This is a genomic window from Streptomyces sp. NPDC053367 (assembly GCF_044545925.1).
GTDB lineage: Bacteria > Actinomycetota > Actinomycetes > Streptomycetales > Streptomycetaceae > Streptomyces.
Genome location: NZ_JBITYN010000007.1, coordinates 25,944 through 51,805, shown reverse-complemented (window position 1 = coordinate 51,805; position 25,862 = coordinate 25,944). Strand labels below are relative to the sequence as shown.

Annotated in this window: 25 protein-coding genes; 11 read left to right on the top strand and 14 right to left on the bottom strand. The window is 72.1% G+C overall.

All coding sequences use genetic code 11. The annotated features are described in order from the left end of the window. Positions 1-32 precede the first annotated feature (32 nt). Positions 33-533 (top strand): CGNR zinc finger domain-containing protein, encoded by a 501-nt coding sequence (locus ACIGXJ_RS20265; protein WP_399647110.1) that lies wholly within the window; start codon positions 33-35, stop codon positions 531-533. 117 nt (positions 534-650) lie between these two features. Here the strand turns inward: ACIGXJ_RS20265 and ACIGXJ_RS20260 are convergent, their stop codons facing one another. Next, on the bottom strand, positions 651-1,994 hold the full coding sequence (locus ACIGXJ_RS20260) for a UDP-glucose dehydrogenase family protein (RefSeq protein ID WP_399647107.1): 1,344 nt from the start codon (positions 1,992-1,994) through the stop codon (positions 651-653). Between the two features lie 223 nt (positions 1,995-2,217). Between ACIGXJ_RS20260 and ACIGXJ_RS20255 the strand changes: the two genes are divergently transcribed. The 3 genes from ACIGXJ_RS20255 to ACIGXJ_RS20245 all read left to right on the top strand — a co-directional run bounded on the left by ACIGXJ_RS20255 (position 2,218) and on the right by ACIGXJ_RS20245 (position 5,252). Beyond that, entirely contained in the window at positions 2,218-3,375 is a 1,158-nt protein-coding gene (locus ACIGXJ_RS20255) for an acyl-CoA dehydrogenase (protein ID WP_399647104.1), read from the top strand. 240 nt (positions 3,376-3,615) lie between these two features. Further along, positions 3,616-4,437, top strand: coding sequence for an SAM-dependent methyltransferase (locus tag ACIGXJ_RS20250; protein ID WP_399647101.1), 822 nt, complete (start codon positions 3,616-3,618; stop codon positions 4,435-4,437). A gap of 44 nt (positions 4,438-4,481) precedes the next feature. Continuing rightward, a complete protein-coding gene (locus tag ACIGXJ_RS20245; RefSeq protein WP_399648083.1) occupies positions 4,482-5,252 on the top strand; it encodes a class I SAM-dependent methyltransferase in 771 nt (256 codons plus the stop codon). 5 nt (positions 5,253-5,257) lie between these two features. Here the strand turns inward: ACIGXJ_RS20245 and ACIGXJ_RS20240 are convergent, their stop codons facing one another. Beyond that, complete coding sequence (locus ACIGXJ_RS20240; RefSeq protein ID WP_399647098.1) at positions 5,258-6,547, bottom strand: LCP family protein; 1,290 nt, start codon at positions 6,545-6,547, stop codon at positions 5,258-5,260. A gap of 119 nt (positions 6,548-6,666) precedes the next feature. Here ACIGXJ_RS20240 and ACIGXJ_RS20235 point away from each other — a divergent pair, with 119 nt between their 5' ends. Continuing rightward, a complete protein-coding gene (locus ACIGXJ_RS20235; RefSeq protein WP_399647095.1) occupies positions 6,667-7,224 on the top strand; it encodes an acyl-CoA thioesterase in 558 nt (185 codons plus the stop codon). Positions 7,225-7,352: 128 nt separating this feature from the next. On the opposite strand, the gene ACIGXJ_RS20230 is transcribed toward ACIGXJ_RS20235, so the two are convergent. Then, positions 7,353-8,708: an LCP family protein gene (locus ACIGXJ_RS20230; RefSeq protein WP_399647091.1), complete on the bottom strand. Its 1,356-nt coding sequence runs from the start codon at positions 8,706-8,708 to the stop codon at positions 7,353-7,355. Between the two features lie 229 nt (positions 8,709-8,937). Here ACIGXJ_RS20230 and ACIGXJ_RS20225 point away from each other — a divergent pair, with 229 nt between their 5' ends. Beyond that, positions 8,938-9,975: a glycosyltransferase family 2 protein gene (locus ACIGXJ_RS20225; RefSeq protein ID WP_399647088.1), complete on the top strand. Its 1,038-nt coding sequence runs from the start codon at positions 8,938-8,940 to the stop codon at positions 9,973-9,975. Between the two features lie 8 nt (positions 9,976-9,983). On the opposite strand, the gene ACIGXJ_RS20220 is transcribed toward ACIGXJ_RS20225, so the two are convergent. The 4 genes from ACIGXJ_RS20220 to ACIGXJ_RS20205 form a co-directional block, all read right to left on the bottom strand. Next, positions 9,984-10,403, bottom strand: a complete 420-nt coding sequence (locus ACIGXJ_RS20220; RefSeq protein ID WP_399647085.1) for a hypothetical protein — start codon at positions 10,401-10,403, stop codon at positions 9,984-9,986. Between the two features lie 70 nt (positions 10,404-10,473). After that, positions 10,474-11,388 (bottom strand): hypothetical protein, encoded by a 915-nt coding sequence (locus tag ACIGXJ_RS20215; protein ID WP_399647082.1) that lies wholly within the window; start codon positions 11,386-11,388, stop codon positions 10,474-10,476. Then, the gene (locus tag ACIGXJ_RS20210; protein WP_399647079.1) at positions 11,385-12,323 is read right to left on the bottom strand and encodes a hypothetical protein; all 939 of its coding nucleotides are present in this window, start codon (positions 12,321-12,323) and stop codon (positions 11,385-11,387) included. Before ACIGXJ_RS20210 ends, ACIGXJ_RS20215 begins: the two co-directional genes overlap by 4 nt. A gap of 17 nt (positions 12,324-12,340) precedes the next feature. Continuing rightward, on the bottom strand, positions 12,341-12,754 hold the full coding sequence (locus ACIGXJ_RS20205; protein WP_399647076.1) for a hypothetical protein: 414 nt from the start codon (positions 12,752-12,754) through the stop codon (positions 12,341-12,343). Between the two features lie 296 nt (positions 12,755-13,050). Between ACIGXJ_RS20205 and ACIGXJ_RS20200 the strand changes: the two genes are divergently transcribed. From ACIGXJ_RS20200 to ACIGXJ_RS20180, 5 genes are all read left to right on the top strand, one after another. Then, complete coding sequence (locus ACIGXJ_RS20200) at positions 13,051-14,466, top strand: peptidoglycan-binding protein (protein WP_399647072.1); 1,416 nt, start codon at positions 13,051-13,053, stop codon at positions 14,464-14,466. Continuing rightward, positions 14,463-15,227, top strand: coding sequence for an ABC transporter ATP-binding protein (locus ACIGXJ_RS20195; protein ID WP_399647070.1), 765 nt, complete (start codon positions 14,463-14,465; stop codon positions 15,225-15,227). Before ACIGXJ_RS20200 ends, ACIGXJ_RS20195 begins: the two co-directional genes overlap by 4 nt. Further along, positions 15,224-16,510 (top strand): ABC transporter permease, encoded by a 1,287-nt coding sequence (locus tag ACIGXJ_RS20190; RefSeq protein ID WP_399647068.1) that lies wholly within the window; start codon positions 15,224-15,226, stop codon positions 16,508-16,510. The genes ACIGXJ_RS20195 and ACIGXJ_RS20190 overlap by 4 nt, the downstream gene beginning before the upstream one ends. Positions 16,511-16,566: 56 nt before the next feature. Further along, on the top strand, positions 16,567-17,451 hold the full coding sequence (locus tag ACIGXJ_RS20185) for a hypothetical protein (protein ID WP_399647066.1): 885 nt from the start codon (positions 16,567-16,569) through the stop codon (positions 17,449-17,451). A gap of 73 nt (positions 17,452-17,524) precedes the next feature. Then, on the top strand, positions 17,525-17,950 hold the full coding sequence (locus tag ACIGXJ_RS20180) for a peptidase M23 (protein ID WP_399647064.1): 426 nt from the start codon (positions 17,525-17,527) through the stop codon (positions 17,948-17,950). 102 nt (positions 17,951-18,052) lie between these two features. Here the strand turns inward: ACIGXJ_RS20180 and ACIGXJ_RS20175 are convergent, their stop codons facing one another. From ACIGXJ_RS20175 to ACIGXJ_RS20145, 7 genes are all read right to left on the bottom strand, one after another. Continuing rightward, positions 18,053-18,502 carry a hypothetical protein gene (locus tag ACIGXJ_RS20175; RefSeq protein ID WP_399647062.1) on the bottom strand — a complete coding sequence of 150 codons (450 nt, stop codon included), beginning with the start codon at positions 18,500-18,502 and terminating at the stop codon, positions 18,053-18,055. Positions 18,503-18,547: 45 nt separating this feature from the next. Then, a complete protein-coding gene (locus ACIGXJ_RS20170) occupies positions 18,548-18,997 on the bottom strand; it encodes a hypothetical protein (RefSeq protein ID WP_399647060.1) in 450 nt (149 codons plus the stop codon). A 23-nt stretch (positions 18,998-19,020) separates the two neighbouring features. Beyond that, positions 19,021-19,449 (bottom strand): hypothetical protein, encoded by a 429-nt coding sequence (locus ACIGXJ_RS20165; protein ID WP_399647058.1) that lies wholly within the window; start codon positions 19,447-19,449, stop codon positions 19,021-19,023. A gap of 190 nt (positions 19,450-19,639) precedes the next feature. After that, positions 19,640-21,280, bottom strand: coding sequence for an LCP family protein (locus ACIGXJ_RS20160; protein ID WP_399647056.1), 1,641 nt, complete (start codon positions 21,278-21,280; stop codon positions 19,640-19,642). Between the two features lie 91 nt (positions 21,281-21,371). Beyond that, on the bottom strand, positions 21,372-23,111 hold the full coding sequence (locus ACIGXJ_RS20155; protein WP_399647053.1) for an LCP family protein: 1,740 nt from the start codon (positions 23,109-23,111) through the stop codon (positions 21,372-21,374). 252 nt (positions 23,112-23,363) lie between these two features. Continuing rightward, on the bottom strand, positions 23,364-24,581 hold the full coding sequence (locus tag ACIGXJ_RS20150; RefSeq protein WP_399647051.1) for an LCP family protein: 1,218 nt from the start codon (positions 24,579-24,581) through the stop codon (positions 23,364-23,366). Positions 24,582-25,036: 455 nt separating this feature from the next. Continuing rightward, on the bottom strand, positions 25,037-25,795 hold the full coding sequence (locus tag ACIGXJ_RS20145) for a TIGR03089 family protein (protein WP_399647048.1): 759 nt from the start codon (positions 25,793-25,795) through the stop codon (positions 25,037-25,039). Positions 25,796-25,862 lie beyond the last annotated feature (67 nt).

Sequence of the window (25,862 nt, the reverse complement as noted above, 5' to 3'; positions counted from 1 at the left end):
GCAAGGGAAACGGCGGAGGGTAGCGTGCAGCCATGAGCGAGAGATCACCCGCGCCCGGAGGCCTCGCCCTGATCGAGTCCCTGGTCAACACGCTGGACATCGAGTCGGGCGCCGACGCGCTCGACACGGAGGACGGCCGGGCGCGCCTCGGACTCACCGAACGGGACCTGCCGGACGCGCGCGAGCTGCGCGAGTCCCTGCGCGTCGCCCTCCTCGCCCACGCCGGCCACCCGCCGCACCGCGAGGTGACCCCGCTCGGCACCCTGCTCGCCGCCGCCCCGCTGCTGGTCGCCGTCGACGACCGGGACGGCTCCGCCCGGCTCGCCCCCGCCGCCGAGGGCCCGCTGCTGTCCCGGGTCGCCGCCGCCGTCGCCGAGGCGCTCGTGGCCGGCACCTGGACCCGCCTCAAGGCGTGCGAGGCCACCACCTGCCACTGGGCGTACTACGACCGCAGCCCCGCGGGCCGCGGCCGCTGGTGCTCGATGCAGGTGTGCGGGGCCCGCGCGAAGATGCGCCGCTACCGCGCGAAGTAGCGAGCCCGCCCTGCAGGACGCCGCGGTTGCGGCAGAATGCCAGAAGACGCCGTTTCGGCCGACTGAGCCTCGGCCGAAACGGCGTCGCCGTCTCGCTGCGGGGGTGGTGTACGGCGATCAGGCCGCGGGACGCCCCATCGCCCGGTACGTCCACCCGGCCCGCCGCCACACCTCCGGGTCCAGGGCGTTGCGCCCGTCCAGCAGCACCCGGGCCTTGACGGCCTCACCGAGCGCCTCCGGATCCAGCTCGCGGAACTCGCGCCACTCGGTCAGATGCAGGACGACGTCCGCGCCCCGCACCGCCTCCAGCGCGGAGTCGGCGTACCCCAGCGTCGGGAACAGCCGGCGGGCGTTGGCCATGCCCTTCGGGTCGTACACCGTGACCTGCCCGCCCTGGAGGTGGATCTGCCCGGCGACGTTCAGCGCGGGCGAGTCGCGTACGTCGTCGGAGTCCGGCTTGAAGCTCGCGCCCAGCACCGCGACCCGGCGGCCCAGGAACGACCCGCCGCCGAGCGCCTCCCGGGCCATCTCCACCATCTGGCCGCGCCGCCGCATGTTGATCGAGTCGATCTCGCGCAGGAACGTCAGCGCCTGGTCCGCGCCCAGCTCGCCGGCGCGCGCCATGAACGCCCGGATGTCCTTGGGCAGGCAGCCCCCGCCGAAGCCGATGCCGGCCCGCAGGAACTTCGCCCCGATCCGGTCGTCGTAGCCGATCGCCTCCGCCAGCTTGGCGACGTCGCCGCCCGCGGCCTCGCAGACCTCGGCCATCGCGTTGATGAAGGAGATCTTGGTGGCCAGGAAGGAGTTCGCGGCGGTCTTCACCAGCTCGGCGGTCGGGAAGTCGGTGACCACGAACGGCGTGCCCTCGGAGACCGGCGTCGCGTACACCTCGCGCAGCAGCTTCTCCGCGCGCTCGCTGCGCACCCCGACCACGATCCGGTCCGGGCGCAGCGTGTCCTGCACGGCGAAGCCCTCCCGCAGGAACTCCGGGTTCCACGCCACCTCCGCGTCCGCGCCCGCGGGCGCGTGCTCGGCGACATAGGCGGCCAGCCGCTCGGCGGAGCCGACCGGGACGGTCGACTTGCCGACGATCAGCGCGGGGCCGGTCAGATGCGGGGCGAGGGAGGCGAAGGCGGCGTCGACGTACGACATGTCGCAGGCGTAGTCGCCGTGCCGCTGCGGGGTGTTCACACAGACGAAGTGGACGTCACCGAAGGCGGCCGCCTCGGCGTAGTCGGTGGTGAACCGCAGCCGCCCGCTGGACCCCTCGATCCCCGCCACGTGCCGGCGCAGCAGGTCCTCCAGACCCGGCTCGTACATCGGCACCTCGCCCCGCCGCAGCAGGTCGACCTTCTCCTCGACGACGTCGAGCCCGAGCACCTCGAACCCCAGCTCCGCCATCGCGGCGGCGTGGGTGGCACCGAGATAACCGGTACCGATCACGGTGATCTTCAGGGCCATGGACGCTCCAGGGAGACCGATAGGGGGTATACGGACGGAACCGGTGCCGAGCATAGCCGGGGGCAGGTCGAGCCCATGCGGGCCCACCGCGGCGGACCTGCGGCGGGCTCCTTCCCTCTGTCGCCTACCTCACGTATCACTGAAGTGAGCGGTGGCACTAAAATTTGGGTTACTTAACGGTAATTAGCGCCAGCATCGCAGCGTCTTTGGAGCGTGAGAGACCTTGGCCGGATCGGCTGACTTCGACCTGTACCGCCCGTCCGAGGAGCACGACATGCTCCGCGACGCCGTCCGCTCCCTGGCCGAGGCGAAGATCTCGCCCTACGCCGCCGCGGTGGACGAGGAGGCGCGCTTCCCGCAGGAGGCGCACGACGCGCTGGTCGCCAACGACCTGCACGCGGTCCACGTACCCGAGTCCTACGGCGGCGCGGGCGCGGACGCGCTCGCCACGGTGATCGTGATCGAGGAGGTGGCGCGGGTCTGCGCCTCGTCCTCGCTGATCCCGGCGGTGAACAAGCTGGGCTCCCTGCCGGTGATCCTCTCCGGCTCCGAGGACCTGAAGAAGAGGTACATGACCCCGCTCGCCAAGGGCGACGGCATGTTCTCCTACTGCCTCTCCGAGCCGGACGCCGGTTCCGACGCGGCCGGCATGAAGACGAAGGCGGTCCGCGACGGCGACCACTACGTCCTCAACGGCGTCAAGCGCTGGATCACCAACGCGGGCGTCTCCGAGTACTACACGGTGATGGCGGTCACCGACCCCAGCAAGCGCTCGAAGGGCATCTCGGCCTTCGTGGTCGAGAAGGGCGACGAGGGCGTCTCCTTCGGCGCCCCCGAGAAGAAGCTCGGCATCAAGGGCTCCCCGACCCGCGAGGTCTACTTCGACAACGTCCGCATCCCCGCCGACCGCATGATCGGCGAGGAGGGCACCGGCTTCATGACGGCCATGAAGACCCTCGACCACACCCGCATCACCATCGCCGCCCAGGCCCTCGGCATCGCCCAGGGTGCCCTCGACTACGCCAAGGGCTACGTCCAGGAGCGCAAGCAGTTCGGCAAGCCCATCGCCGACTTCCAGGGCATCCAGTTCATGCTCGCAGACATGTCCATGAAGATCTCGGCGGCCCGCGCCCTCACCTACCAGGCCGCGGCCGCCTCCGAGCGCGGCGACGCGGACCTGACCTACCTGGGCGCCGCGGCCAAGTGCTTCGCCTCGGACGTCGCCATGGAGGTCACCACCGACGCCGTCCAGCTCCTCGGCGGCTACGGCTACACCCGCGACTACCCGGTCGAGCGCATGATGCGCGACGCGAAGATCACGCAGATTTATGAAGGCACGAACCAGGTCCAGCGGATCGTCATGGCCAGGAACCTGCCGTAAGGCCCCTGCCACCGCACAGCGACAGCCCCCGCCGGGCACCCGGCCGGGGGCTGTCGGCGTCCCACGGCCTCCGGCATGGGGCCCGAATCGGTCAAGTGGCCGACAAGCGTGGTCGATTGTGTCTAGGTTGAGGACGCAAGAAGACCAAGGTCACAAGAAGACCGAGGTCGCGAGAAGACCGAGGCCGTGAGCAGACCGAGGTCGCGAGAAGACCGTCCGCGCGCGAAGGAGACCGCCCCCATGTCCGACCCCGTCCTGCCGCACGACGAAGGTGTCGCCCGGGTGAACCGGCTGCGGACCGATGTGTCGCACTCGGCGCGCATCTGGAACTACTGGCTGGGCGGCAAGGACAACTACGCGGTGGACCAGGAGGTCGGGGACCAGATCCTCGGGTTCGTGCCGGCGCTGCCGCGGTCGGCGGTGGCGGACCGGGCGTTCCTGGCGCGGGCCGTGCGGCACCTCGCAGGGGAGGCGGGGGTGCGGCAGTTCCTGGACATCGGGACCGGGCTGCCGACCGCCGAGAACACGCACGAGGTGGCCCAGCGGGTCGACCCGTCCTGCCGGATCGTGTACGTCGACAACGACCCGCTCGTCCTCACGCACGCCCACGCGCTGCTCACCAGCACCCCCGAGGGCGCGACCGACTACATCGAGGCGGACGTCCACAACCCCGAGGCGATCCTGCGCGGGGCGGCCGAGACGCTGGACTTCGACCGTCCGGTGGCCGTCACCATGCTGGGCATCCTCAACTTCGTCATGGACACCGACGAGGCCGTCTCCATCGTCCACCGGCTCCTCGACGCCCTGCCCTCCGGCAGCTACCTCGTCCTCTCGCACCCCACCACCGAGGTCGACGGCGAGGCGATGACCCAGGCCGTCGAGTACTGGAACAGCCAGGGCTCGGCCCCCATGACCCTGCGCACCCGCGCCGACCTCGCCCGCTTCTTCGACCGCGTGGAACTGCTGGAGCCCGGCATCGTCACCTGCTCCCGCTGGCGCCCCGAGGGGCCGGGCGAGCCCGTCGACGTCACCCACTTCGCGGGCGTGGGGCGCAAGGCGTGAGCACGGCCTCTGCCCCGACCCCGTTCGACTCCGCCGAGCGGCGGATGTGGGCCGGACGCGCCGACGCCTACGACTCCACCTTCGCCCGGCTCTGCGCGCACCCCGTCCCCGCCCTGCTGGACGCGGCGGCCGTCGGCCCGGGCACGTACGTCCTCGACGTCGGCACCGGCACCGGCACGGCGGCCCTCGCCGCCCAGGCCCGGGGCGCGAAGGTGCGCGCGGTCGACGCCGACGGCGGCATGGCCCGTCTGGCGCGCGCCCGGGGTGTCGACGCCCAGGAGGGGGCTCTCCCCGAACTGCCCTTCCCGGACGACGAGTTCGACGCGGTCGTCGGCAACTTCGTGCTCAACCACGTCGGCCGCCCGCGCACCGCCCTCGCCGAACTGCGCCGGGTGCTGAGGCCCGGCGGGCGGCTCGCGCTCACCCTGTGGAGCCCCGGCCGCCAGGCGGGCATGGAGCTGTTCGGCCGCGCCCTTCAGGCCGCAGGCGTCGTACCACCGCGGGACCTGCCCCGGCTCGACCCCGCCGAGGACTTCACCCGCACCCCGGAGGGCGTGCAGGACCTGCTCGCCGAGGCCGGCTTCACCGGCGCCGGCTGCGCGGAGACCCGCTTCACCCACCGCCCCAACGTCGAGGAGTGGTGGAGCGCCGCCGCCTCGGGCCTCGCGATGATCGGCCTGATCGTCGCGGCGCAGGACGCCGGGACGGTCGTACGCATCCGCGGCGCCTACGACGAACTCGCCGCCGCGGAGTACACCGACGGCGGCGAGCTGGCGCTGGAGCACGGTGCGCTGCTCGCGCACGGGGAGGCGTAATACGGTCAGTCGCCGGAGACGGTGACCGTCTCGTCGCTGTTCAGCTGGTTCACCAGCGTCTTGACCTTGTCCTTGTCCCACAGCAGGTTGCCGCCGCCGGTGGAGCCCGCCAGCGGCATGTTCATGGACTTGCCGTCGCCGCCGCTGACGCCCTTCATGCCCCAGAACATGTCGGCCAGGTCGAACAGGCCCATGTCCTTGTCGACGATCAGGGAGTCCAGGCCCGCGCCCATGGTCGGGTAGAGCTTGAACGGGTTGAGGACGGTGCTCGGGGTCGCGACCTGGCCGGCCAGCGCCGAGAGGAACTTCTGCTGGTTCTTGGTGCGGTCGAGGTCGGAGCGGGCGAACGCGTAGCGGGTGCGGACGAAGGCGAGGGCCTCCTGGCCGTTCAGGGTCTGCTTGCCCGCCTCGAAGTCCGCGCCGGAGTTCTTGTCCTTGAAGGCCTTCGGGATGTCGATCTCGACGCCGCCGACCGCGTCCACGATGTTGGCGAAGCCGGCGAAGCCGATCTCGACGTAGTGGTCGATGTGCAGCCCGGTGTTGAACTCGACGGTGCGCACCAGCAGTTCCGGGCCGTCCTCGGCGTACGCCGCGTTCAGCTTCACATGGCGGCCGGTGGCCGGGTACGTCTTGCCGGACTCGGAGCCCTTGAAGCTGGGGATCTCCACGTCCGAGTCACGCGGCAGGGAGATCAGCGTCGGGGCGCCGTCGCCGGTGTGCAGGATCATCATCGAGTCCGTGCGCTTGCCCTCGGCGGACCCGGTGTGCAGCTTCTTCTTCTGCTCGGCGGTCATGCCGGCGCGGCTGTCGGAGCCGACGATGAGGTAGTTCGTGCCCTCGCCCGCCTCGGGCCGCTCGATGACCTTGGACAGGTCGACCTCGCGGTTGAGCTTGGAGTCGGCCCAGAAGTAGGTGCCGACCGCCGTGACGACCAGCACGGTCGTGACGGTGATCGCGGTCCACTTGATCCGGCGCCGCCAGTCCGGCCGGGGCCGGCCCGCGCCGGGGTGACCGGAATCACGCGGTCCGCCGCCGCCGGGGCCGCCGTAGACCTGGCCGGTGTTGTAGCCGCTGTCGTAGCCGCCGAAGTCGTCACCGCCGCCGTTCACGTACGACGCCTGCTGCGGGACTCCGCCGTGCTGCGGCGGCGCCTGCCGGCCGCCCGCGGACGGGCCGCGCCTGACCTGGCGCATCACGCGCGCGCCCTCGGGCTGGGCGCCCTCGCTGCCGCCGCCGTAGCGGGGGCCGCGGCTGCCGCGGTTCTGGTCGGACCATCCGTCGGGCCAATCATTCATGCCGAACAGTGTGCCGGTCGCGGCGGTGTGCTTCACAAGAGAGCGGTTGGAACCGGGGCAGTGCTGTTGCCAAGCTGACACAAATCTCCCACCTGCCGGTTCGGCATAAGGTGGAGGCCATGACAGACCAGCCCAGTGCCGCCGACATGGACAACGACGACATCCCGGGCAAGCCGACCTCGGCGTCCCGGACCACGCTCAGCCACATCATGACCCACAGCGACACCAATCTGCTGGGCACGGTCCACGGCGGCGTGATCATGAAGCTGGTCGACGACGCGGCCGGAGCCGTGGCCGGCCGGCACAGCGGCGGGCCCGCCGTCACCGCCTCCATGGACGAGATGGCCTTCCTGGAGCCGGTCCGGGTGGGCGACCTCGTCCATGTGAAGGCCCAGGTCAACTGGACCGGCCGTACCTCGATGGAGGTCGGCGTCCGGGTCCTGGCCGAGCGCTGGAACGAGTCGGCCCCCGCCACCCAGGTCGGCTCGGCCTATCTGGTCTTCGCCGCCGTCGACGCCGACGGCAAGCCCCGCCGCGTCCCGCCGGTCCTGCCGGAGACCGACCGCGACCGCCGCCGCTACCAGGAGGCCCAGATCCGCCGCACCCACCGCCTCGCCCGCCGCCGCGCGATCATGGAGCTGCGCGAGAAGCGGGCGGCCGAGGGCTACGAGGACTGACCGCCGGACGCGGCGACGGGCCGACCGCCCGACCGCCCGGCCGGTGTGCGACCCGGGTCACCGGCGAGCCGCTCGCACCGGCTCCGGGTGACACCGGCCACGCCTGACGCACCGGGTCGCGCCGTCGCTCAGGAGCAGCTCACCTCGTCGCCCCTGACCACGCCGAACTCGCCCTGCCGGGCGTCCTCGGCACGCACCTTGCGCACCTTCCGGAAGTCCGGGCCGACGACCACCTTCAGGGTGGAGCCCTGGCCCTTGACCGGCCGCAGCTCGCTGCCCGGCAGGGCGGCGGCGAGCGATCTGGCGGAGCGGTCCCAGCGGGGGTCGTAGGCGACGACCGTGCGCCGGACGGGGGCGGCGTTCGCCGGCTGGCCCGTGGTGCGGAAGCCGGTCGCGGCGAGCGCGGAGTCGACGCGGCGGCCGAGGCCCGCGGTGGTGGTGCCGTTCTCGACCTGGACGCTGATCTGCTGCGGGGCGACGGGCACCCGTACGGCCCTGCTGTGCGGGCGGTACGCGGCCAGCGGCTTGTCGTCGCGCAGGGACCTGAACAGGCGGGCCGACTTCACCGGGTCCCATTTCAGCGTCGAGCCGATGCCCTTCACGGCGTAGCCCATCTGCCCGATGGGGACGGTGACGAACTCCGAGGACGACGGCGAGAAGGTGCGCATCGCCCGCCCCAGGTCGAGGAGTTCGCCGGTCCCGAAGCCCTCGTCGGCGCGGACCGAGCCCAGTACGGCCCGGGTGACGTCCCGGAACTTCAGCGGGTTCAGCAGCACCCCGGAGGAGGTCGCCCGCTGCACCAGCGCGGCCAGGAAGCGCTGCTGGCGCTGCATCCGGCCCAGGTCGGAGGCGCCGTCGACATGGCGGGAGCGCACGTACTGCAGGGCCTCGCCGCCGCCCAGGTCGTGCGGGCCGGGGGCGAGGTCCAGGCCGGTGTAGGAGTCCTTGAGGCGCTCGGTGGTGCAGATCCGCACCCCGCCCAGCACGTCCACGGTCCTCATGAAGCTGGTGAAGTCGACCTCCAGGTAGTGGTCGATCTTCACCCGGGTCATCTTCTCGACCGTGCGCACGGTCAGCTGCGGCCCGCCCTCGGCGTAGGCGGCGTTCAGTTTGATCGGGTGGGCCTTGTGGTGCTCGCCCGTGGTCTCGTCGGTGTGCGCGGGCAGCTCGGCGTAGGAGTCGCGGGGGAGGCTGACGACGCTGGCCCGCTCCCGGTCCTCCGAGATGTGCACGATCATGATCGTGTCGGTGCAGTGGCAGGGCGCGCCGCCGAGCCGGTACTTCTGCCGCTCGGCCTCGCTGATCCGGTCGCGGCCGTCGGTGCCGACGAGCAGGACGTTCATGCCGTGCCCGGCGCGCGGCCGGTTCTTCATGTCCTTGAACGGGTCGACGCGCGCGATGTCCGCGTCGAGGCTGGTGACGACGGCGTGCCCGATGCCCGCGGCGGCCAGCACGACGACCGACAGGGCGGTGGCCGCCCGCATGGCCCAGCGCGGCCGCTTGCGCCGGGGGGCGGGCCGGGGCGGGCGGCGGGCCGGCCGCGGTTGGGGCTGCGGCCGGCCGGGGGACCTGGGCGGCGTGGGCAAGGGACACCTCCGGGCGAGGCCGTACGCGGGAACCGTGAGCACCGTAGGCCCATACGATCTGTGGCCCGGGGCGGCGCCACGGCCGGGGCGCACCCGTGTCCCCCGTTCGCGGTAACGTGAGGCCCCTATGAACGCGAAGTCCGACGTGCGGCTCCCCGCCGTTTCTGTGATCATGCCCGTCCTCGACGAGGAGCGGCATCTGCGTCACGCCGTCCAGGCGATCCTCGCCCAGGAGTACGCCGGTGAGATGGAGGTCGTGATCGCCCTCGGTCCGTCCACGGACCGCACGGACGAGATCGCCGCGGAGCTGGTGGCCGAGGACCCCCGGGTGCACACCGTGCCCAATCCCACCGGCCGTACGCCCGCCGCCCTGAACGCCGCGATCAAGGCCTCCCGGCACCCGGTCGTGGTCCGCGTCGACGGCCACGGCATGCTCTCGCCGGACTACATCGCGACCGCCGTACGGCTCCTTGAGGAGACCGGCGCGCAGAACGTCGGCGGGATCATGCACGCCGAGGGCGAGAACGCCTGGGAGGACGCGGTCGCGGCCGCGATGACCTCGAAGATCGGCGTCGGCAACGCCGCCTTCCACACCGGGGGACAGGCCGGCCCGGCCGAGACCGTCTACCTCGGGGTCTTCCGGCGCGAGGCGCTGGAGCAGCAGGGCGGCTACAACGAGGAGTTCATCCGCGCCCAGGACTGGGAGCTGAACTTCCGCATCCGTGAGGCGGGCGGGCTGATCTGGTTCTCGCCCGAGCTGAGGGTGTCGTACCGGCCGCGGCCCAGCGTGAAGGCGCTGGCCAAGCAGTACAAGGACTACGGGCGCTGGCGGCATGTGGTGGCCCGCTACCACTCCGGGTCGATCAACCTGCGCTATCTCGCCCCGCCGGTGGCGGTGTGCGCGATCGCGGCCGGGATCGTGGTGGGCGCCCTGGTCACGCCGTGGGGCCTGGTCGTCCCCGGCGGCTATCTCGCGGCGATCGTCGCGGGCTCGGTCCCCGCGGGCAGAGGGCTGCCGGCCAAGGCCCGGCTGCAGATCCCGGTGGCCCTCGCCACCATGCACATGTCCTGGGGGTGGGGCTTCCTGACCAGCCCGAAGTCGCTGGCCAGGAAGGTGATCGCGAGCCGGCGCCCGGCCGTGCGGGCGGAGGCCGGCTCACACTGACCGACGGTTCAGCAGCCGGGGCCGCTGCAGCCGCCCGAGTAGTACTTCTTGCTGGAGGCGTTGTTGTTCTTCAGCCAGGTCGGCAGGTTGACGCGCTTGGTGCCCAGCGTCTTGAACGAGTCGCCGCCGTAGCCGGAGTTGTAGAACGTCTCACAGGTGAACAGCGGGCCCATGTTGCAGAACAGCGAGGCCGCGTTGTTGCCGACGACCTGGTTCTGGCCGTTGCCGGCCGAGATGAAGTAGTCGTCGTGGTGGGTCCACTGGTCGCCCTCGTAGTCGATCATCGACCCCGAGGTGTTGGAGTTGAAGTAGTAGCAGGCGTCCTGCACTTCGCAGACGCCGTCGGCGGCCTGCGCGGTGCTCGAGTAGGCGAGCACGGAGGTCAGTGCCGCGGCACCGGCCGTGGCCAGCGTGGCCCAGCGGTTCATGTGGGTTCCCCTCGATTTTCTGTGGTCGGCCGGCCGTGGTGCACGGCCGGTCCGTGGCTCGGTGCCGTGGTCAGTTCTGGTCGGCACCGACGATTCGGCCGGCCCGGGCGATGAGCCGGGCCGTTTCCCTGCGGGCCTTCGCCAGCCGCGCGCCCTCGGACTCGATGAGGGTGCGCTGGAGCGCGGCCTCGGTGTTCCGCCAGGCGGCGACCAGACCGGTCCGCTGCTTGCAGGCGATGTCGGCCATGGCCACCGCGCGCTCGTACGGCGTCACCTTCTCGCCGAGGACCCTGCGGTCGGACAGCGGGTCCAGCGGGGTGCGGAAGCGGTGGCCGGACCCGGCCATGCAGCGGGACCAGTCCGCGAACGCCCGGGTCACCCGCGGCTCGCGCAGGGACCGCTGGAAGGAGTCCCGCTTGAACCACTGCGGGAGGTCCACGGCGTCCATGTCGATGCCCCGCTCCAGCTCCTCGTGGGCGCGGCCGGCGCAGCCGTCGTCGAACTTCCCCTCGACGCCGGTGGGCCGGCCGGTGCCCATCAGGGCGCGCTGGTAGCGCTGGGAGCGCGGTGCCGGTGCCACCTCCCGGACGGGCGCGCCGCCCAGGTGGTAGCCGTACCTCCGCGCGGTCTGCGGCACGGTGATGCCGTAGCGCCGCTCGTGCCCGGTGGCCGAGGTGGCGACGCCCTCGGGCGCCTGCTCGTCGTAGCGCAAGCCCTGCTCGCGCATGCAGCGGTCGGTCAGCTCCGCCAGCGCGCGCGAGACGGTGGAGAAGTCCTCGTCGGACACCTGGTACGGGTCGAGCGGCAGGGTGATGCGCGGCGCGGGTGCCGTGGCGGCCGGGGTCCGGGGCGTGGCCGTGCGGTCGGCGCCGCCGGCGCGGTCGGTGGCGCCGGTGCCGGACGAGCAGGCCGTCAGCAGCGCGGCGAGCAGCACGGCGGGCGCCGCGCGCCGCACGGGGCCGCGCCCCAGCGGGCCGCGCCTCATGGGGTGGCACCGGCGCGGGCGGCCGCCCGGAGGATGGCCTCCTTGCGCTGTCCGAGCGTGTCCAGCTGCTGCTGGTTCTGCTCGACGGCACGCTCCTGGTAGGCGACCTCGACCGCGTACCAGACGCCGATGACGTTGTGCCGCTGCTTGCAGGCGACGTCGGCCTCGGCGACCTGGATCTCCCGCCGGGAGGCCCTGGCCGTCTTGAAGGCGGGGTCCTCCACGGCGTCCATCGGACCCTTGTAGGCGTAGCCCTTGTCCTTCATACAGCCGGACCAGGCGGCGAACGCCTTCTTCACCCGCGGGTCCTGCTGCGACGCCTGGTAGGTGAAGGTGGCCAGCTGGTCGGCGAACTCCTCGTCCTCCGGGCGCACTTCGGGCCCGTCGGCGGCCAGGTCGCGCAGGGCCTGGCCCCAGCAGCCGCCCTCGGGCACCGACTTGCCGTCGGCGGTCCGGCCCGTGCCCTGTCCGTCCTGCGGGCCGAACAGCACGAGGGACTCGGCGGTGGAGTAGTTCTCCTCGGGCGGCTTGGGGCCGCGGGCCGCCGGGTCGATGCGGTAGCCGAAGCGCGAGGCGGTGTCGGGGTCGCTGATGCCGTAGCGGCGGGCGTCCCGCAGTGCCTTGTCGCCCCGGTAGGCGGGACGGGGCGCCAGGTCGAAGCCGTAGCGGCGCATGCACTGCGCGGCCAGCAGGTCCTCGCCCTGGCGGCGGGTGCGCTCCTCGGCGTCGGTCCAGGCGTACGCCTCCAGCGGCAGCTCCAGGGCGGTGGAGGCGCGCAGGGTGGGCGTGGCCGTGACCGGCGGGGGCGTGGCGAAGTCGACCGGCGGGGCGTCCCCGGACCGGGACCGGGCGTCGGTTCCCGGGTCCGAGGAGGAGCAGCCGCTCAGCAGCAGAGCGGCGCAGCCCAGCGCCAGGCCGAGCCTGGGGTTACGCACGTGTACGGCCCCGCGGTCTAGTAGGGCTCGTAGCTGGAGGCGTTGTTGTTCTGCAGCCAGCCCGGGGTGTCACGGCGCACACCGTCGCAGGTGTGGTTGTGCCGCTGGCCCGTGAAGTTGGAGTTGAAGAAGATCGCGTAGTTGTACCGGGTGCCCCAGCACTTCGCGGACGAGGCGTTGTTGCCCACGACCTGGCCCTGGCCCGGTCCGGAGGCCAGGAAGCGGTCGTCGTGGTGCGTGGGCTCCTCGTCGTAGTAGTCCATGAAGGAAGACGAGGAGTAGCCGGCGGAGTGGTAGTACATGCACAGCTCCTCCGCCACACACCTCCCGTCCCGGTAGTTGTCGAACGAGTAGGCGGTGGCGGGCGTGGTCGTCGCCGCCACGGCGCCCGCGGCGAGCACGAGCCCGGCGAGCTTGGCGCCGATGCGCATGGGTGTTTCCCCCTGTTTTGTGGTCATGTCAGGCTTGCGAGCCGTCGAGGATCCTGACACGGGCCGCTGTCCGTGCCGCAAGTGGATTTCGGCCCGGACGGCCGGAAGTGATCTTGTCGGCTCGAAGTTGACCGTCAGTAAACCACAGGCCTAAACCAGTACTTGACGGAGCGTCGGAAGTGACTTGACAGGCTTCTCCTGCGAGTGATCGTCTGTGGTCGAACACGGTTGCGGATGCCCGGGACTGACCAACCCGACGACCAACTCCGCGGCCGGAAACAGACTTTGGGGGAACCATGTCCCAGCCGGGGACCGGCTCCGGGCTGTCGCGGCGCAAGCGTGCCGTGGCGGCCCTGGCGACGGGCGCCGTGGTGCTCGCCGGTGCCGCCTTGTGGACGTCCACGCTCGTGAAGTCCCCGGCCCAGGCCGCCGCCGACGCGGGCCCGCCCGCCCCGGACGTGCTCACCGCGCCCGTCGAACGGCGCGTCCTCGCCGACACCGTGGTCACCCGCGGGATCGTCGCCGCCTCGCAGACCGTCGACCTGGCACCGTCCGCCGGCGCGGCCGGCGGTTCCGCCGCGCCCGTCGTCACCAGGGTGATGGTGCGCTCCGGGCAGACCTTCGAGGCCGGCCGTGTGCTCGCCGAGATCTCCGGGCGGCCCGTCTTCGCGCTGCCCGGCACCCTCCCCGTCTACCGGGACCTCAGGCCGGGCACCCAGGGCGACGACGTACGACAGCTGCAGGACGCCCTGCGCACACTGGGCCACGACCCCGGCTCCGACCCGGCCGGCACCTACGGCCCCGGCACCAAGCAGGCGGTCGCCGCGCTGTACGCGGCCCTCGGCTACGAACCCCTCGTCGCGGGCGGCGAGGGCGGCGAGGACCCCGTCGAGGCGGCCCGCGACCAGGTCAAGGAGGCCCAGCGCCGGCTCGACGGACTGCTCGGGCAAGGCGGCGACGGCACATCCGGCGACGACGCGAAGCCCTCGGGCGACGGCAAGCCGGCCGACGGCAAGGCCGGTGACACCACCGCCCGCGCCGACGACGTCCGGTACGCCAGGGAGGACCTCGCCGAGGCCGAGGACGACCTGGCGCAGGCCGAAGCCGTCTCCGGCGCGATGGTCCCCGCCTCCGAGGTCGTCTTCCTCAGCGGCTTCCCGGCCCGCGTCGACACCATGAACGCCAGGGTCGGCAGCGAGGCCGGCGAGAAGCTCGCCACCCTCTCCGCGGGCCGGCTGGTCGTCAGGGGCACGCTCGGCGCCCACGAGAAGGACCTGGTGCGTCCCGGCCAGAAGGTCGAGGTGCTCTCCGAGGTCTACGGCGACCAGGTCACCGGCACGGTCGCCTCGGTCTCCGACACCCCCGCCGCCCCCGAGGGCGAGGAGGCCGACGCGGCCGCCGCCTCCCTGGGCCAGGGGTACACCGTCGTCGTCCGGCCCGCCTCCGCGCTCGCCGCCCGCCTCGCCGGGCAGGACGTGCGCCTGACCATCGAGGCCGCCACCACCGGGCGGAAGGTGCTCGTCGTCCCCGTGTCCGCGCTCTCCGCCGGCGCCGACTCCCGCACCACGGTCACCGTCCTGGAGCGGTCCGGCGAACGCCGCCGCGTCGAGGTCCGCGCCGGCACCTCCGGCGACGGCTACACCGAGGTCACCCCGCTGCGCGGCGCCCGGCTCGGCGCCGGCGACAAGGTCGTCGTCGGGATCGCCCGGTGAGCCGATCCGTCCTGGCGCGGATCCGCCGGACCCGGTCGGCACACCTCGCGGCGCCCGCCCCCGACGGGTCCGCCGTGCCGCCCGTCGTGGAGTTCCGCCGGGTCGCCCTCACCTATCCCGGGCCGCCGCCGGTCGAGGCGCTCAAGCCGTGCGACCTGACCATCGAACGCGGCGACTACGTCACCGTGGTGGGCCCCTCCGGCTCCGGCAAGTCCACCTTCCTGAACATCGCCGGCCTGCTCGACGCGCCCACCGAGGGCAGCTACCTCCTGGACGGCGTCGACACCGGGCGGCTCGGCGACGCCGACCGCACCGGTATGCGGGGCAGGCGGATCGGGTTCGTCTTCCAGAGCTTCCACCTGCTGCCGCACCGCTCGGCCCTGGAGAACGTCACCCTCGCCATGCTCTACGACCCGGGCAGCCGCAAGGACCGTGCCGAGCGGGCCCGTGAGGCGCTGCGCCGGGTCGGTCTCGCCCACCGCACCGAGGCGCTGCCCACCCGGCTCTCGGGCGGCGAACGCCAGCGCGTCGCCATCGCCCGCGCCCTGGTCGCCCGCCCCTCCCTGCTGCTGTGCGACGAGCCGACCGGCAACCTCGACACGGCCACCGCCGAGTCGATCCTGGCCCTGCTGGACGAACTCCACTCCGACGGCATGACCCTCGTCGTCATCACCCACGACCCGGGCGTCGCCGCGCGCGGCCGGCGGACCGTCGCCATCCGCGACGGCGTCCTCACCGAGCAGGCGGTGACGGCCGCGTGAAGGTCCGCATACCCGCGATACCCGCCCTACCGGGCGGCTCCCGCCGTGGCGGTCGTACGGCGTCGCCGGCCGACCGCTCCCGGCTCGGGGCCCGCGACCTGGTCTCGGAGTCGGCCGCCGGCATCCTGCAGCGCCCCGCGCGCTCGGCGCTCACCGCGCTCGGCACCGTCCTCGGCGTCGGCACCTTCGTCGCCGTCCTCGGGCTGACCGCCACCACGTCCTCGCAGATCGACTCCCGGTTCAACGCGCTGACGGCCACCGAGGTGACCGTCGAGGACACCGGCGGGGACCGCCCCGACCTGCTGGCCAACGCCTTCCCGGCGGACGCCGACGCGCGGATCGGCGCGCTGAACGGCGTACGCGACGCGGGCGTGTACTGGCCGGTGCGGCTGAACCCCGAGGACCTGGTGTCCGCGGCGCCGCCCGGTGCCGGGGCGCCCGGCGAACGCACCCAGGTGGTCGCGGCGTCCCCCGGCGTCCTCGCCGCGGCGGGACCGCGCCTGGAACAGGGCCGCACCTTCGACGCGTACCACGACCGGCGCGGCGAGAACGTGGCCGTGATCGGCTCGGGTCTGGCCGACCGGCTCGGCATCACCACCCTGGAGACCGCGCCCGCGGTGTTCGTCGGCGACCACGCCTTCACCGTCATCGGCATCGTCGAGGACGTCCGGCGCAAGGCCGATCTGCTGCTGTCGGTGGTGGTGCCGCGCACCGCCGCCGAGCGGATCTGGGGCGGCCCGCAGGGCGGCGAGCGGGCCCGGATGCTCATCTCCACCGACCTGGGCGCCGCCCGGCAGATCGCCTCCGAGGCGGCCCTCGCCCTGGACCCCGCCCACCCCGAGCACTTCCGGGCCGTGCCGCCGCCGGATCCCAGGAGCCTGCGCTCCACCGTCACCTCCGACCTCGACGAGCTGTTCATGCTGCTGGCCGGGATCTGCCTGGTGATCGGCGCGGTCGGGATCGCCAACACCACGCTGGTGGCCGTCCTGGAGCGCACCGGGGAGATCGGACTGCGCCGGGCGCTCGGCGCGCGCGGCCGGCACATCACCGCGCAGTTCCTCGCCGAGTCCGGTGCGCTGGGCGCGCTCGGCGGGCTGGTCGGCACCAGCCTCGGCGCCGTCACCGTGGTCGCGCTGGCGGTCGTACGCGACTGGACGCCGGTGATCCACCCGGCGACCGTCGTCACCGCCCCGGCGGTCGGCCTGGCCACCGGGCTGGTCGCCGGCCTGTACCCGGCCTGGCGCGCCAGCCGGATCCAGCCCGCGGAAGCGCTGCGGCGCTGACCCCCGGCCCTTCCCCCCATCCCTTCGGTTCTCGGCCTCGTCCGGCAAGGAGAGACGTGCGAAAGACGACAGCGGCGGTGATGCTCGCCGGCACCCTGCTCCTCGCGGGCTGCTCCTCGGACGGCGACGGGGACGGCGGCGCCGCGCCCCCGCGGCCGGACAACTCCGTCGCACCCGAGTCGTCCAGCCTCACCGCCGGGCTGGCCCTGCCGGTGGAGGGCTATATGTTCTCCGAGGCCGAGATGGCCCAGCTGACCCGCGCGATGAGCACGCTCACCCAGCGCTGCATGGAACGCGCGGGCTTCGACTACCGCCCGCAAGCGGACACCGGGGCGCCCGACATCGGGGTGATGGACCGCCGCTACGGCGTCGCCAACTCCTACACCGCGCAGGTCTACGGCTACCACTTCCCGGTCCCCGAGGCGCAGCGGGAGAGCGCGGCGAAGTCGCTCAGCGCGGCCGGGCGGGTGGCGCTGGTGGGCAGGCCCGCGGCCGACGGCACCCTCGACCCGGACGGCGGCTGCGTCGGCGAGGCCAAGCGGCGGCTGGCGGGCCGGGAGGCCGAGTTCGGGCCGGACGACAAGGCCCGGCAGCTGAACATGGAGAGCTACGCGCGCAGCCAGAAGGACCCGCGCGTGCTGGCCGTCTTCCGTGACTGGTCGGCGTGCATGGCCGGGCGCGGCTATCGCTACGCCTCGCCGATGGACGCCATCGACGACCCCGCGTTCGCCACCGAGCAGGCGAGCGGCCAAGAGATCTCGACGGCCCGAGCGGACGTCGAGTGCAAGAAGAAGACCGGACTCGTGCGGACCTGGTTCGACGTCGAGTCCGGGTGGCAGCAGGAGCGCATCGAGCAGGACGCCGAGGACCTCGCCGAGGTCAAGCGGCACAAGACCGACCAGCTCAAGCGGGCCGCCGCCGAGCTCGGCGAGTCCTCCTGACCCGTACGCGCGAGCGCGCCACCCGAGTTTCCGCCCCAACCCCCCATACAGAGGAAAGAAGGGACACCTTCCCATGCGTATGCGCACCTCGGCCCTCGCGGCCGCGCTGGCCGCCGCCGGCACCCTCGGGATGCTGGCCACCGCCGCTCCCGCCCAGGCCGACACGATTCCGGACGGCCTGTGCGGCGGCGTCATCGACGTCGACTACTGCCTCTGGTACAACTCCAACCAGCTCGGCGGCTGGACGGCCACCTACGAGAACATCGCCAACTGGGGCGGCACCTACCCCTGGCGCTTCACCGACGGCGGCCAGGGCACGGCCGGTGTCGGCCAGGTCGTGAAGAACAACGCCGCGTCCTACGCCAACAGCCACGACAGCAAGACCGGCCTGTCCTACTTCAACTCCAACTACGCGGGCGCCTACGACGTGGCGCCGCCGCGTGACAAGGGCAACCTCGTCAACACGTACAACAACAACGCGTCCTTCCGCTGGCGCTGAGCGGTACCCACACGAAGAACGCCCGGCCGGGTCCTCCCCGGCCGGGCGTTCGGCGTCTCGGCGTCTCGGCGTCTCGGCGTCCCGGTGTCCCGGTGTCCCGGGTCAGCCGCAGGAGTGCGGGCCGATCTGGCCGACGAACGCCTGGGTGCCGCCCGGGGTGTAGACGTCGAGCATCTCCACCACGCAGGTGCCGGGCGCCTTGATGCGCACCGGGCCCGCGTAGCTGCTGAAGTTGCCCGAGTCCTCGTCGTACGTGCCGTCGTTGGGCTCCCGGTAGATCGCCAGCGTGATCCAGCTGGGCGTCCCCGCCCAGGCGGACTTCACGAAGACGGAGCAGTTGTACGTCCCGTCGAAGTAGTCGTAGACGGTGCCGAGCTTGCTGCTGTATCCGTTCCGGTTGCCGTACACGGCCTTCGAGTACGACAGGTTGCCGGCACAGCCGTAACCGGCGGCCGAGGCGGGCGCCGCGGTGACGACCGGCGCGACCACGCCGACGCCGAGCAGTGTCGCGGCGGTGGCCACCCACCGGGTGGCCTTGGTGAGCTTGCGCATGCTGGTGTTCCCCCTTGTGCGGTCCTTGTGCGGTGCTGGTGCGGGTCAGCCGCAGTTGTGCGGCGGAGCGGCCTGGCCGAAGAAGATCTGGGTGCCGCTGGGGTTGTCCATGATGAGCATCTCGCTCACGCACGAACCGGGCGCCTTGATCCGCACCGGGCCCGCGTACTGGGAGAAGGCGCCGGTGTCGTCGTCGAACGTGCCGTCGTCCTCCTTGTAGATGGAGAAGTTCATCTGCGTGGGCGTGCCCACGTACGCGGACTTCACGAACACCGAGCAGTTGTAGGTGCCGTCGTAGTACGACTGCACGGTGCCGATCTTGTTGGTGTAGCCGTTGCGGTTGGCGTACACCGACTTCGTGTAGACCAGGTTGCCGGCACAGCCGTAACCGGCGGCCGAGGCGGGCGCGGCGGTGACGACCGGCGCGACGACGGCGACGCCGACCAGCGTGGCGGCCGTGGCCGCCCACTGGGTGACCTTGGTGAGCTTGCGCATGCTCGTGTTCCCCGTTCCGCGGATCAGCCGCAGTTGTGCTTGCCGTAGTTGTAGGCCTGGGCGATGTTGCGGCCCGAGGTGTTCCACATGTCGAGCTCCTCCCAGATGCAGGAGCCGGCGGCCTTGACCTTCACCGGGCCCGCGTACTGGGAGAAGTAGCCGCTGTCGACGTCCGAGCCGTAGTTGGACCACAGGGTGAGCTCCATGCGGGTGCTGGTGCCCACGAAGACCTTCTTGACGGCGACCTCACAGTTGTAGGTGCCGTCCCAGTACGCGTAGAGGTGCGCCACGACGGTGTCCGAGTAGGAGTCGACACCCTTGACGTCGGCCGAGTAGACCAGGTCGCCGTTGCAGCCGTAGCCGCCGGCGCTCGCGTTCGAGACGGGGCCGAGGACGGTGGCCGCGGCGGCGATGCCGAAGACGGTCAGGACACGGGAGAACTTGCCGAGCACGTTCGCTTTCCTGTCTGTAGGGCCTGCAGGGGGGAAATGATCATGATGATCATCGCATCCTGTCAGAAACATGACACTCGGCCACTCGTGCGGGAGCGGTGACAATGATCACTTGACTGACCGTCAACAGCGCGGCGACCGGCAGTAGTTGACCCTGAGTCCGGCGCCGCCGCCCACCCCGGGGCCGTCCCTACCAGCGATACGGCTCGTACACGTCCATGCACTTGTCGCTGTCCTCGGCGCCGTTGAGCGCGTCGGAGTTCTCCGGCAGATCGCCGGCCTTCGGCTTCTCCCGCTTCGGGTACGTCGTGCCCTCGCGCCAGTCGCCGCCCACCACCACGGTCACGCCGGACACATCGGCCGACCTCTTGACCGAACTCAGCGGGATGCCGAGCGACTTGGCGACCCGCTGGGCGTCGCCCTCCAGCTCGGCACTGGGATAACGCACCACGCTGCGCTCCTCGGCGTACGAGCCCGAGGTGTCGGCCGCCGCACGGGCGAAGCCCTGCTGCACGAGGGCCTGGGTGACGGTGTTCGCCCGGCCGTTGACCACACCGAGCGACTCGGACCGGGTGGCGTTCTGCACCAGCACCCCGATCTCGCCGACGGGCGCGGCCGGGTCCGCGGACACCCTCTCCACGGGCTTGGCGCCGGCCGGCTTGCCCGTGCCGTTCTTGTCGAAGGGCACGTCGTCGCGGAGCATCGCCCACATCTTCTCGGCGTTGTCGCCGTCCGGGACCACGTGGTTGGGGTCCTCCGGGTCGGGCACGTTCGGCATCGTCGTCATCGTGATGCGGTTCGTCGGCACCGACTTCAGCTGCATGCCCAGGTCGTAGAGCTTCTTGACCGAGGCGATCTCCTCGGAGACCTTCAGCGACGACGTGGCGGCCTCGGCCAGATCCATGAGCCGGCCCGTGTCCGTGAAGACGTTCTGGTCGCGCAGCTCACGCATCATCGAGTTCATGTACATGTGCTGGGCCCTGGCCCGCAGCAGGTCGCTGCCCCAGGCGTGCCGGGTCCGCAGCCACTGCAGGGCCTGCTTGCCCTCGACCTTGTGCGGGCCCTTCGTCAGGAACAGGCCCGAGCCGCCCTTCCTGCCGGGCTTCGGGCGGTCGTCGACGTTCTGGTTCACACAGACCTCGACCCCGCCGATGGCGTCGGCCATCCGCACCACGCCCGCGAAGTCGATCGTCATCCAGTGGTCGATGTAGACGCCGGTGAGGTTCTGCCAGGTGGCCAGCGTGCAGCCGGCCCCGCCGTGCGCCAGCGACTCGTTGATGATGTCGTTGTCCGCCGCGAACTCCGCGCCGGACTCCGGGTCCGTGCACTTGGGGATGTCGACCCGGGTGTCGCGCGGGATGCTCACCACGGCGGCGCTCTTGCGGTCCGCGGACAGGTGGATCAGCATCTGCACGTCGCCCAGCGGCGGACTGTCGCGGTGGTCCCGGCCGCCGCCCAGCCTCACGTTCTCGTCGGAGGCGCGGCTGTCGGAGCCGATGAGCAGGATGTTCAGCGGCGTCTGCCCGGCGGCGTTCGGCGGGGTCCTCGTCGCCTTGGAATCGCCGCTCTCGCGCTGGCCGTGCCGGATGTTGCTGTTCAGATGGCGGTAGTACAGGTAGCCGGTCCCGGCCGTGCCCAGTATCAGCACCGCGAGCGTCGTCGCGGACCACCTCAGCACCCGGTGCTTGCGCGGGGCCCGGCGTCTGCCCTGCCGGCGCAGCGCCGTGGCGTCCGTCGGCGGGCCCCCCTCGGCCTCCGCCTCCGCCTCACCGGCGTCCAGCACCGCCGCGGCCGCTCCCGCACCCTCTTCTCGCACGCTGTTCCGCGTCACGTCTGACGTCCTCCCCACCCTGCGCCGTCGAACGGGCCTGCCGTTCGTCAAGTCAGACGCACGACAGGCCCGTTCGGTGGCGTTACGAATCTCAGCTGGCGCACTGCACCTTGTCTGCTGTGGTCTTGTCCTTGACGTCGATCTTCGCGGGACCCGTCAGCGGGATCCCCGCCCCCTTGAAGTCCTTGCCCAGGGTCAGCGTCATCGTCGGCAGCCCCTGGGAGTTGGTCACGCTCTCGCCCGGCTTCATCGCCGCGCCGGACAGGCCCATGATCGCGGCGAGGGCGCGGGCCTGATCCGCCTGCTCGGGCGCGTACTCCAGCGTGGTCCTCGACAGGTCCGCCGGGGCGTTGCCGCCGTTCTCCGACTTGGTGACGCCCTTCTCCAGCTGCAGCCAGTTGAGGGTCCGCTGCGCGGAGCCGTCGGCGGCGCCGCCGTTGAGCACCTGCACCCGCACGTCGGAGGCCGGGGCCTTGGGGCCCTTCAGCCGGGCCGCGACGGCCGCCTTCTCCTTCTGCTGCTTCTGCTTGACGTCGGTGAAGGAGACGTCGTTCTTGATCGCCTCGAAGATCGGCGGCGCCTTCTCCTCGTTGACGACGACGGTCACCTTGCGCACCTCGGCGGGGTTGTCCAGCACCGGCACCGTGGTGAAGGAGATGTTCTTCGGCGGCACCTTCTTCAGCTCCAGGGCGATGTCCTTGAGCGTGCCGACATTGCCGATGGGCTTGTCGACGGTCAGCGCCTTGGTGGCCGCCTCCGCCAGCTTCACCAGCTTGGTCGGGCTGGTGAGGGTGTCGCCGGAGGACATCTGGCGCATCAGCGAGGCCAGGAACTGCTGCTGCACCTTGATGCGGTCGAGGTCGCCCTCGTTGCCCCAGGCGTGCCGGGTGCGGACGAAGGCCAGCGCCTGCTCGCCCTGGATCGTGGAGGGGCCCTTGGGCAGCTTCAGACCGGACTTGTCGTCGTCCACCGCCTTCTCGACGCACACGTCGACGCCGCCCACGGCCGTGGTCAGGGTCTTGATGGCGTTGAAGTCGGCCATCATGAAGTGGTCCGGCTTGACGCCGGTCAGCTCGTGGACGGTGCGCATGGTGCAGCCGGCGTCCCGGCCGGCGACGCCCAGGCTGTAGCCGAACCGGTCGTGGATGCCCGGGATCGTCTTGAAGGTGCCGTCCTCCTGCTTGGTGTCGCAGTCGGGGATGTCCACGATCATGTCCCGCGGGATGCTCAGCACCGTCGCGTTCGTGCGGTCCTTGGCGACGTGCAGCAACAGCGTGGTGTCGGCGTGCCCGGAGGTGTTCTCCTTGTCGCCGTAGGACTCGTTGCCCTTGCCGGTGCGCTTGTCCGTGCCGATCAGCAGGATGTTGAAGGCCTCGTCCTTGCGGAAGCTGCTCGCGCCCGCGGTGCCCACGTCCGTGGTGTCGACGTTGCCCTCGAGGTGCTTGACGTACAGATAGCCGGCTCCGGCGACGGCGACCAGGACCAGCGCCATGCCGCCGCCGGTCCACATCGCGATCTTCTTGCCCTTGCCCGCCTTCTTCGCGGGCCGCCGCCCACGCCTGCCCGGCAGCGGCTCCTCGGGGACCGCGCGGCGCCTGCGCGGCGGCGGCACATCACGGCCGGGCGCCTCGGGCGCGCCGCGCCCCGGAGCGCCGGTACGGGAGCGGACCGCCTCCTCGGCGCGGCGGGCGGCTCTGCGCGGGCCCGGTACGGCCGACTGTTGCGGTGCGGAATCACCCAGTCGCAGTTCGTATTCGCCGGTGTTCGGATTGAGCACCCACTGGTCTGCGGGGTCGATGTTCTCCGCCCGCCCACGGCCTTGCGCGTCCACGGTTGTCCGAATCCTCCGTCGGGGCCACGCGGCGCCTTCCCCCTCAAAGGCGCTCGGGTCTCGTACACAGTGCGCGACCCCGGACGGAGGACCGGTCGGACCTCTGAGCCGGGGGCACCGGAAGCGCTCACACTATCCGCCCAGTTCAGCGTGGGGCGACGACGGTGACAAATTCCACGTCCCTACAACCGGGCAATACCGCCCATTTCTTTGAACGCGCGTTCGCCCGGACCCGGTGACTTGGGGATGGCTTTACCCGCAGTCGTGCTCGGCGGCGGTGTTTCCGCGGAACGTCGGCGCGGGGGAGGGACTCGCATCGTCGTACGCAGCGTGACCGGACGACTGCGATTCCGTGTCGCCCTTCACGGCGGAATCCCGGGGAACCGCCTTGGTGACGGCGATCGGCTTGTCCGAACGCAGCCGGGCGAACAGCTTCTGCGCGGCCGGTTCGACGAGCTGGTCGCGATTGGCGTTGTAGACGTACGACTCCCGCGGCACCGTGAGGAACTGCACCCGTTCGGTGGGGAGGTCACGCAGCCCCCGTACGAGTTGGTACAAACCGCGCAAACTCGCCAGCGGGGGGTCGGTGGTGAGCGAGGACGTGGCCGCGTCCAGCACCGGATAGAGCTTCACCGGATTCAGCAGGACGTCATTGCCGCGCACCTTGTTGACGAGCGCGCCGAGAAAACGCTGCTGGCGGTCCATGCGGTCGGTGTCGCTGCCGTTGCCGAGGGACTTGCGGGCGCGCACATAACCGAGCGCCTGTTCCCCGTTCAGTTTCACCCGCCCCGCCGGCAGCCGCAGTTTCGCGGCCTTGTCGCGGATCGGCTCGGTGAGGCAGATCTCGACGCCGTCGACCGCGTCGACCATCTTCTTGAAGCCGCTGAAGTCGACCACCATGTGGTGGTCGATCCGAATCCCGGTCAGCTTCTCCACGGTCCGGATCGTGCAGGCCGAACCGCCCGCCTCGAACGCGTAGTTGAACATCGCGAACATCGGCTCGGTGCGGGTGCCGTCCGGCCGCCGGCAGCCGGGCACGTCCACCATCAGGTCCCGCGGCAGGGACACCGCGGTCGCGGTGTGCCGGCCCACCGACAGATGCAGCAGGATCGTCGTGTCCGACCGCTCGGTGCCCGAGTCGCGCCCGTAGGCGCGGTTGCCGTCCCCGGCCCGCGAGTCCGACCCGATCAGCAGCAGGTTCTGCGCGCCCTTCACCAGCGAGGTCGGCCGCTCCTTCTCGTACCGGGCGAGCTCCGCGGCCGCGGCCTCGTCGGCCGTGATGTTCCCGTCGAGCTTGGCATACACCGCCCACCCCGCCCCTGCGGCGGCCAGGACCAGGACGCCCACCGCGCAGGCGGTGCCCCGCACCCACCGCCTGCGCCGCCGCCGTATGAGCCCCCTCCCCGACGCCGACGCCCCCGCACCGGTCGCACCCGGCCACACGGAAGGCGTCCCTGCGGTGTCGCTCACGTCTGAGTCCACCTCTCACGGCGTACGGGCGTGTCGTCCTGCGTCCCTACGACGATGCCGGGGATCGAGGGCGGCCGCGGGGTGGGCTGAGCCGAACGGGTGACGTGGCGGGGGCGGGTGCCGTGCGGGTGCGGCGGCCGCGCCGCGGGATTGCTTGCCGCGTTCCGGGCGCGGACCGGGGGCCGGCCGGCCGCGCGGGTCCCTGCGCCGGTGGGGGCGTGCGCCGGTGCTGGCCGGCCGTGCAGTTCCCCGCGCCGGTGGGGGCGTGCGCCGGTGCTGGCCGGCTGCGTGGTTCCCCGCGCCGCTGGGGGCGTGCGCCGGAGCCGGTGGGGGCGTGCGCCGGAAGCCGTTCCCGCCGCGCCCACCCCCGCCGCCCCAGCAGCAGACGCCGGCGCGGTGAGCGGAAACGCCCCGCCCCCGCCCCCGCCCCGCCGCACTCGGCGCCGGCTGACACCTCAGCGAGCCGTGGCGGTCACCCGTTCGCTCTCGACGCGCTTGGCCACGGTCTCCTCCGACGCCTGCTCCAGATGCCGGCACAGCACCACCGACCCGCCCGAGGCGAGCGGCGCGTACAGCCCCGCGCTCAGCCCCTCCCACGTGTCGTACGGCAGCCCGGACAGCAGCCGGGACCCGGGCCCGGTCAGCCCCAGCGCGCGGGCGTCCCCGACAGCGCGCTCCACGACCTCGGCACCGGTCAGCTCCGCCCCGGCGACCACCAGCGCGGGCTCCTCGGGATCGACGGGCGCGTACGCCGCGAAGCGGTCCCCGAAGCTCGGCACGTCCACCGCGTAGTCGGCGTACCCGTCCGGAGGCCCGGGCACGAACCTGCGGCCCAGCGGCGCCAGCGACAGCGCGTACCGCTCGCCCCGGCACGCCAGCCCCTCCTCGAACCGCCCGGGCCCGGCCACCACGAAGTCGGCGCGCCCCGCGTCGCCCCCGACGTCCGCGACCACGCCCACCGAGGAACAGGCCAGCAGCCACACGGCCGTCTGCCAGTGCGCGGGCAGCAGCAGCGCCACCCGGTCACCCGGCTCGGCGGACAACCCGTCCTGGAGCAGATTCGCGGTCTTGGCCACCCAATTGGCGAACGTGGCCACGGACAGTTCGACGCGTTCGCCGGTCGCGTCGTCGTAGAAGGTCACCAGCGGTCGCGCCGGGTCGGCGGCGAGCGCGGAACGCAGCAGGTCGGCAGGGGTGCGATCGGTCACAGTCACCCGCGCAAGCGTACGCGGGCCCGCCCATGCCCGCCGGGTGGCGCCGCCACCGGTTCGGCCCAGCGCC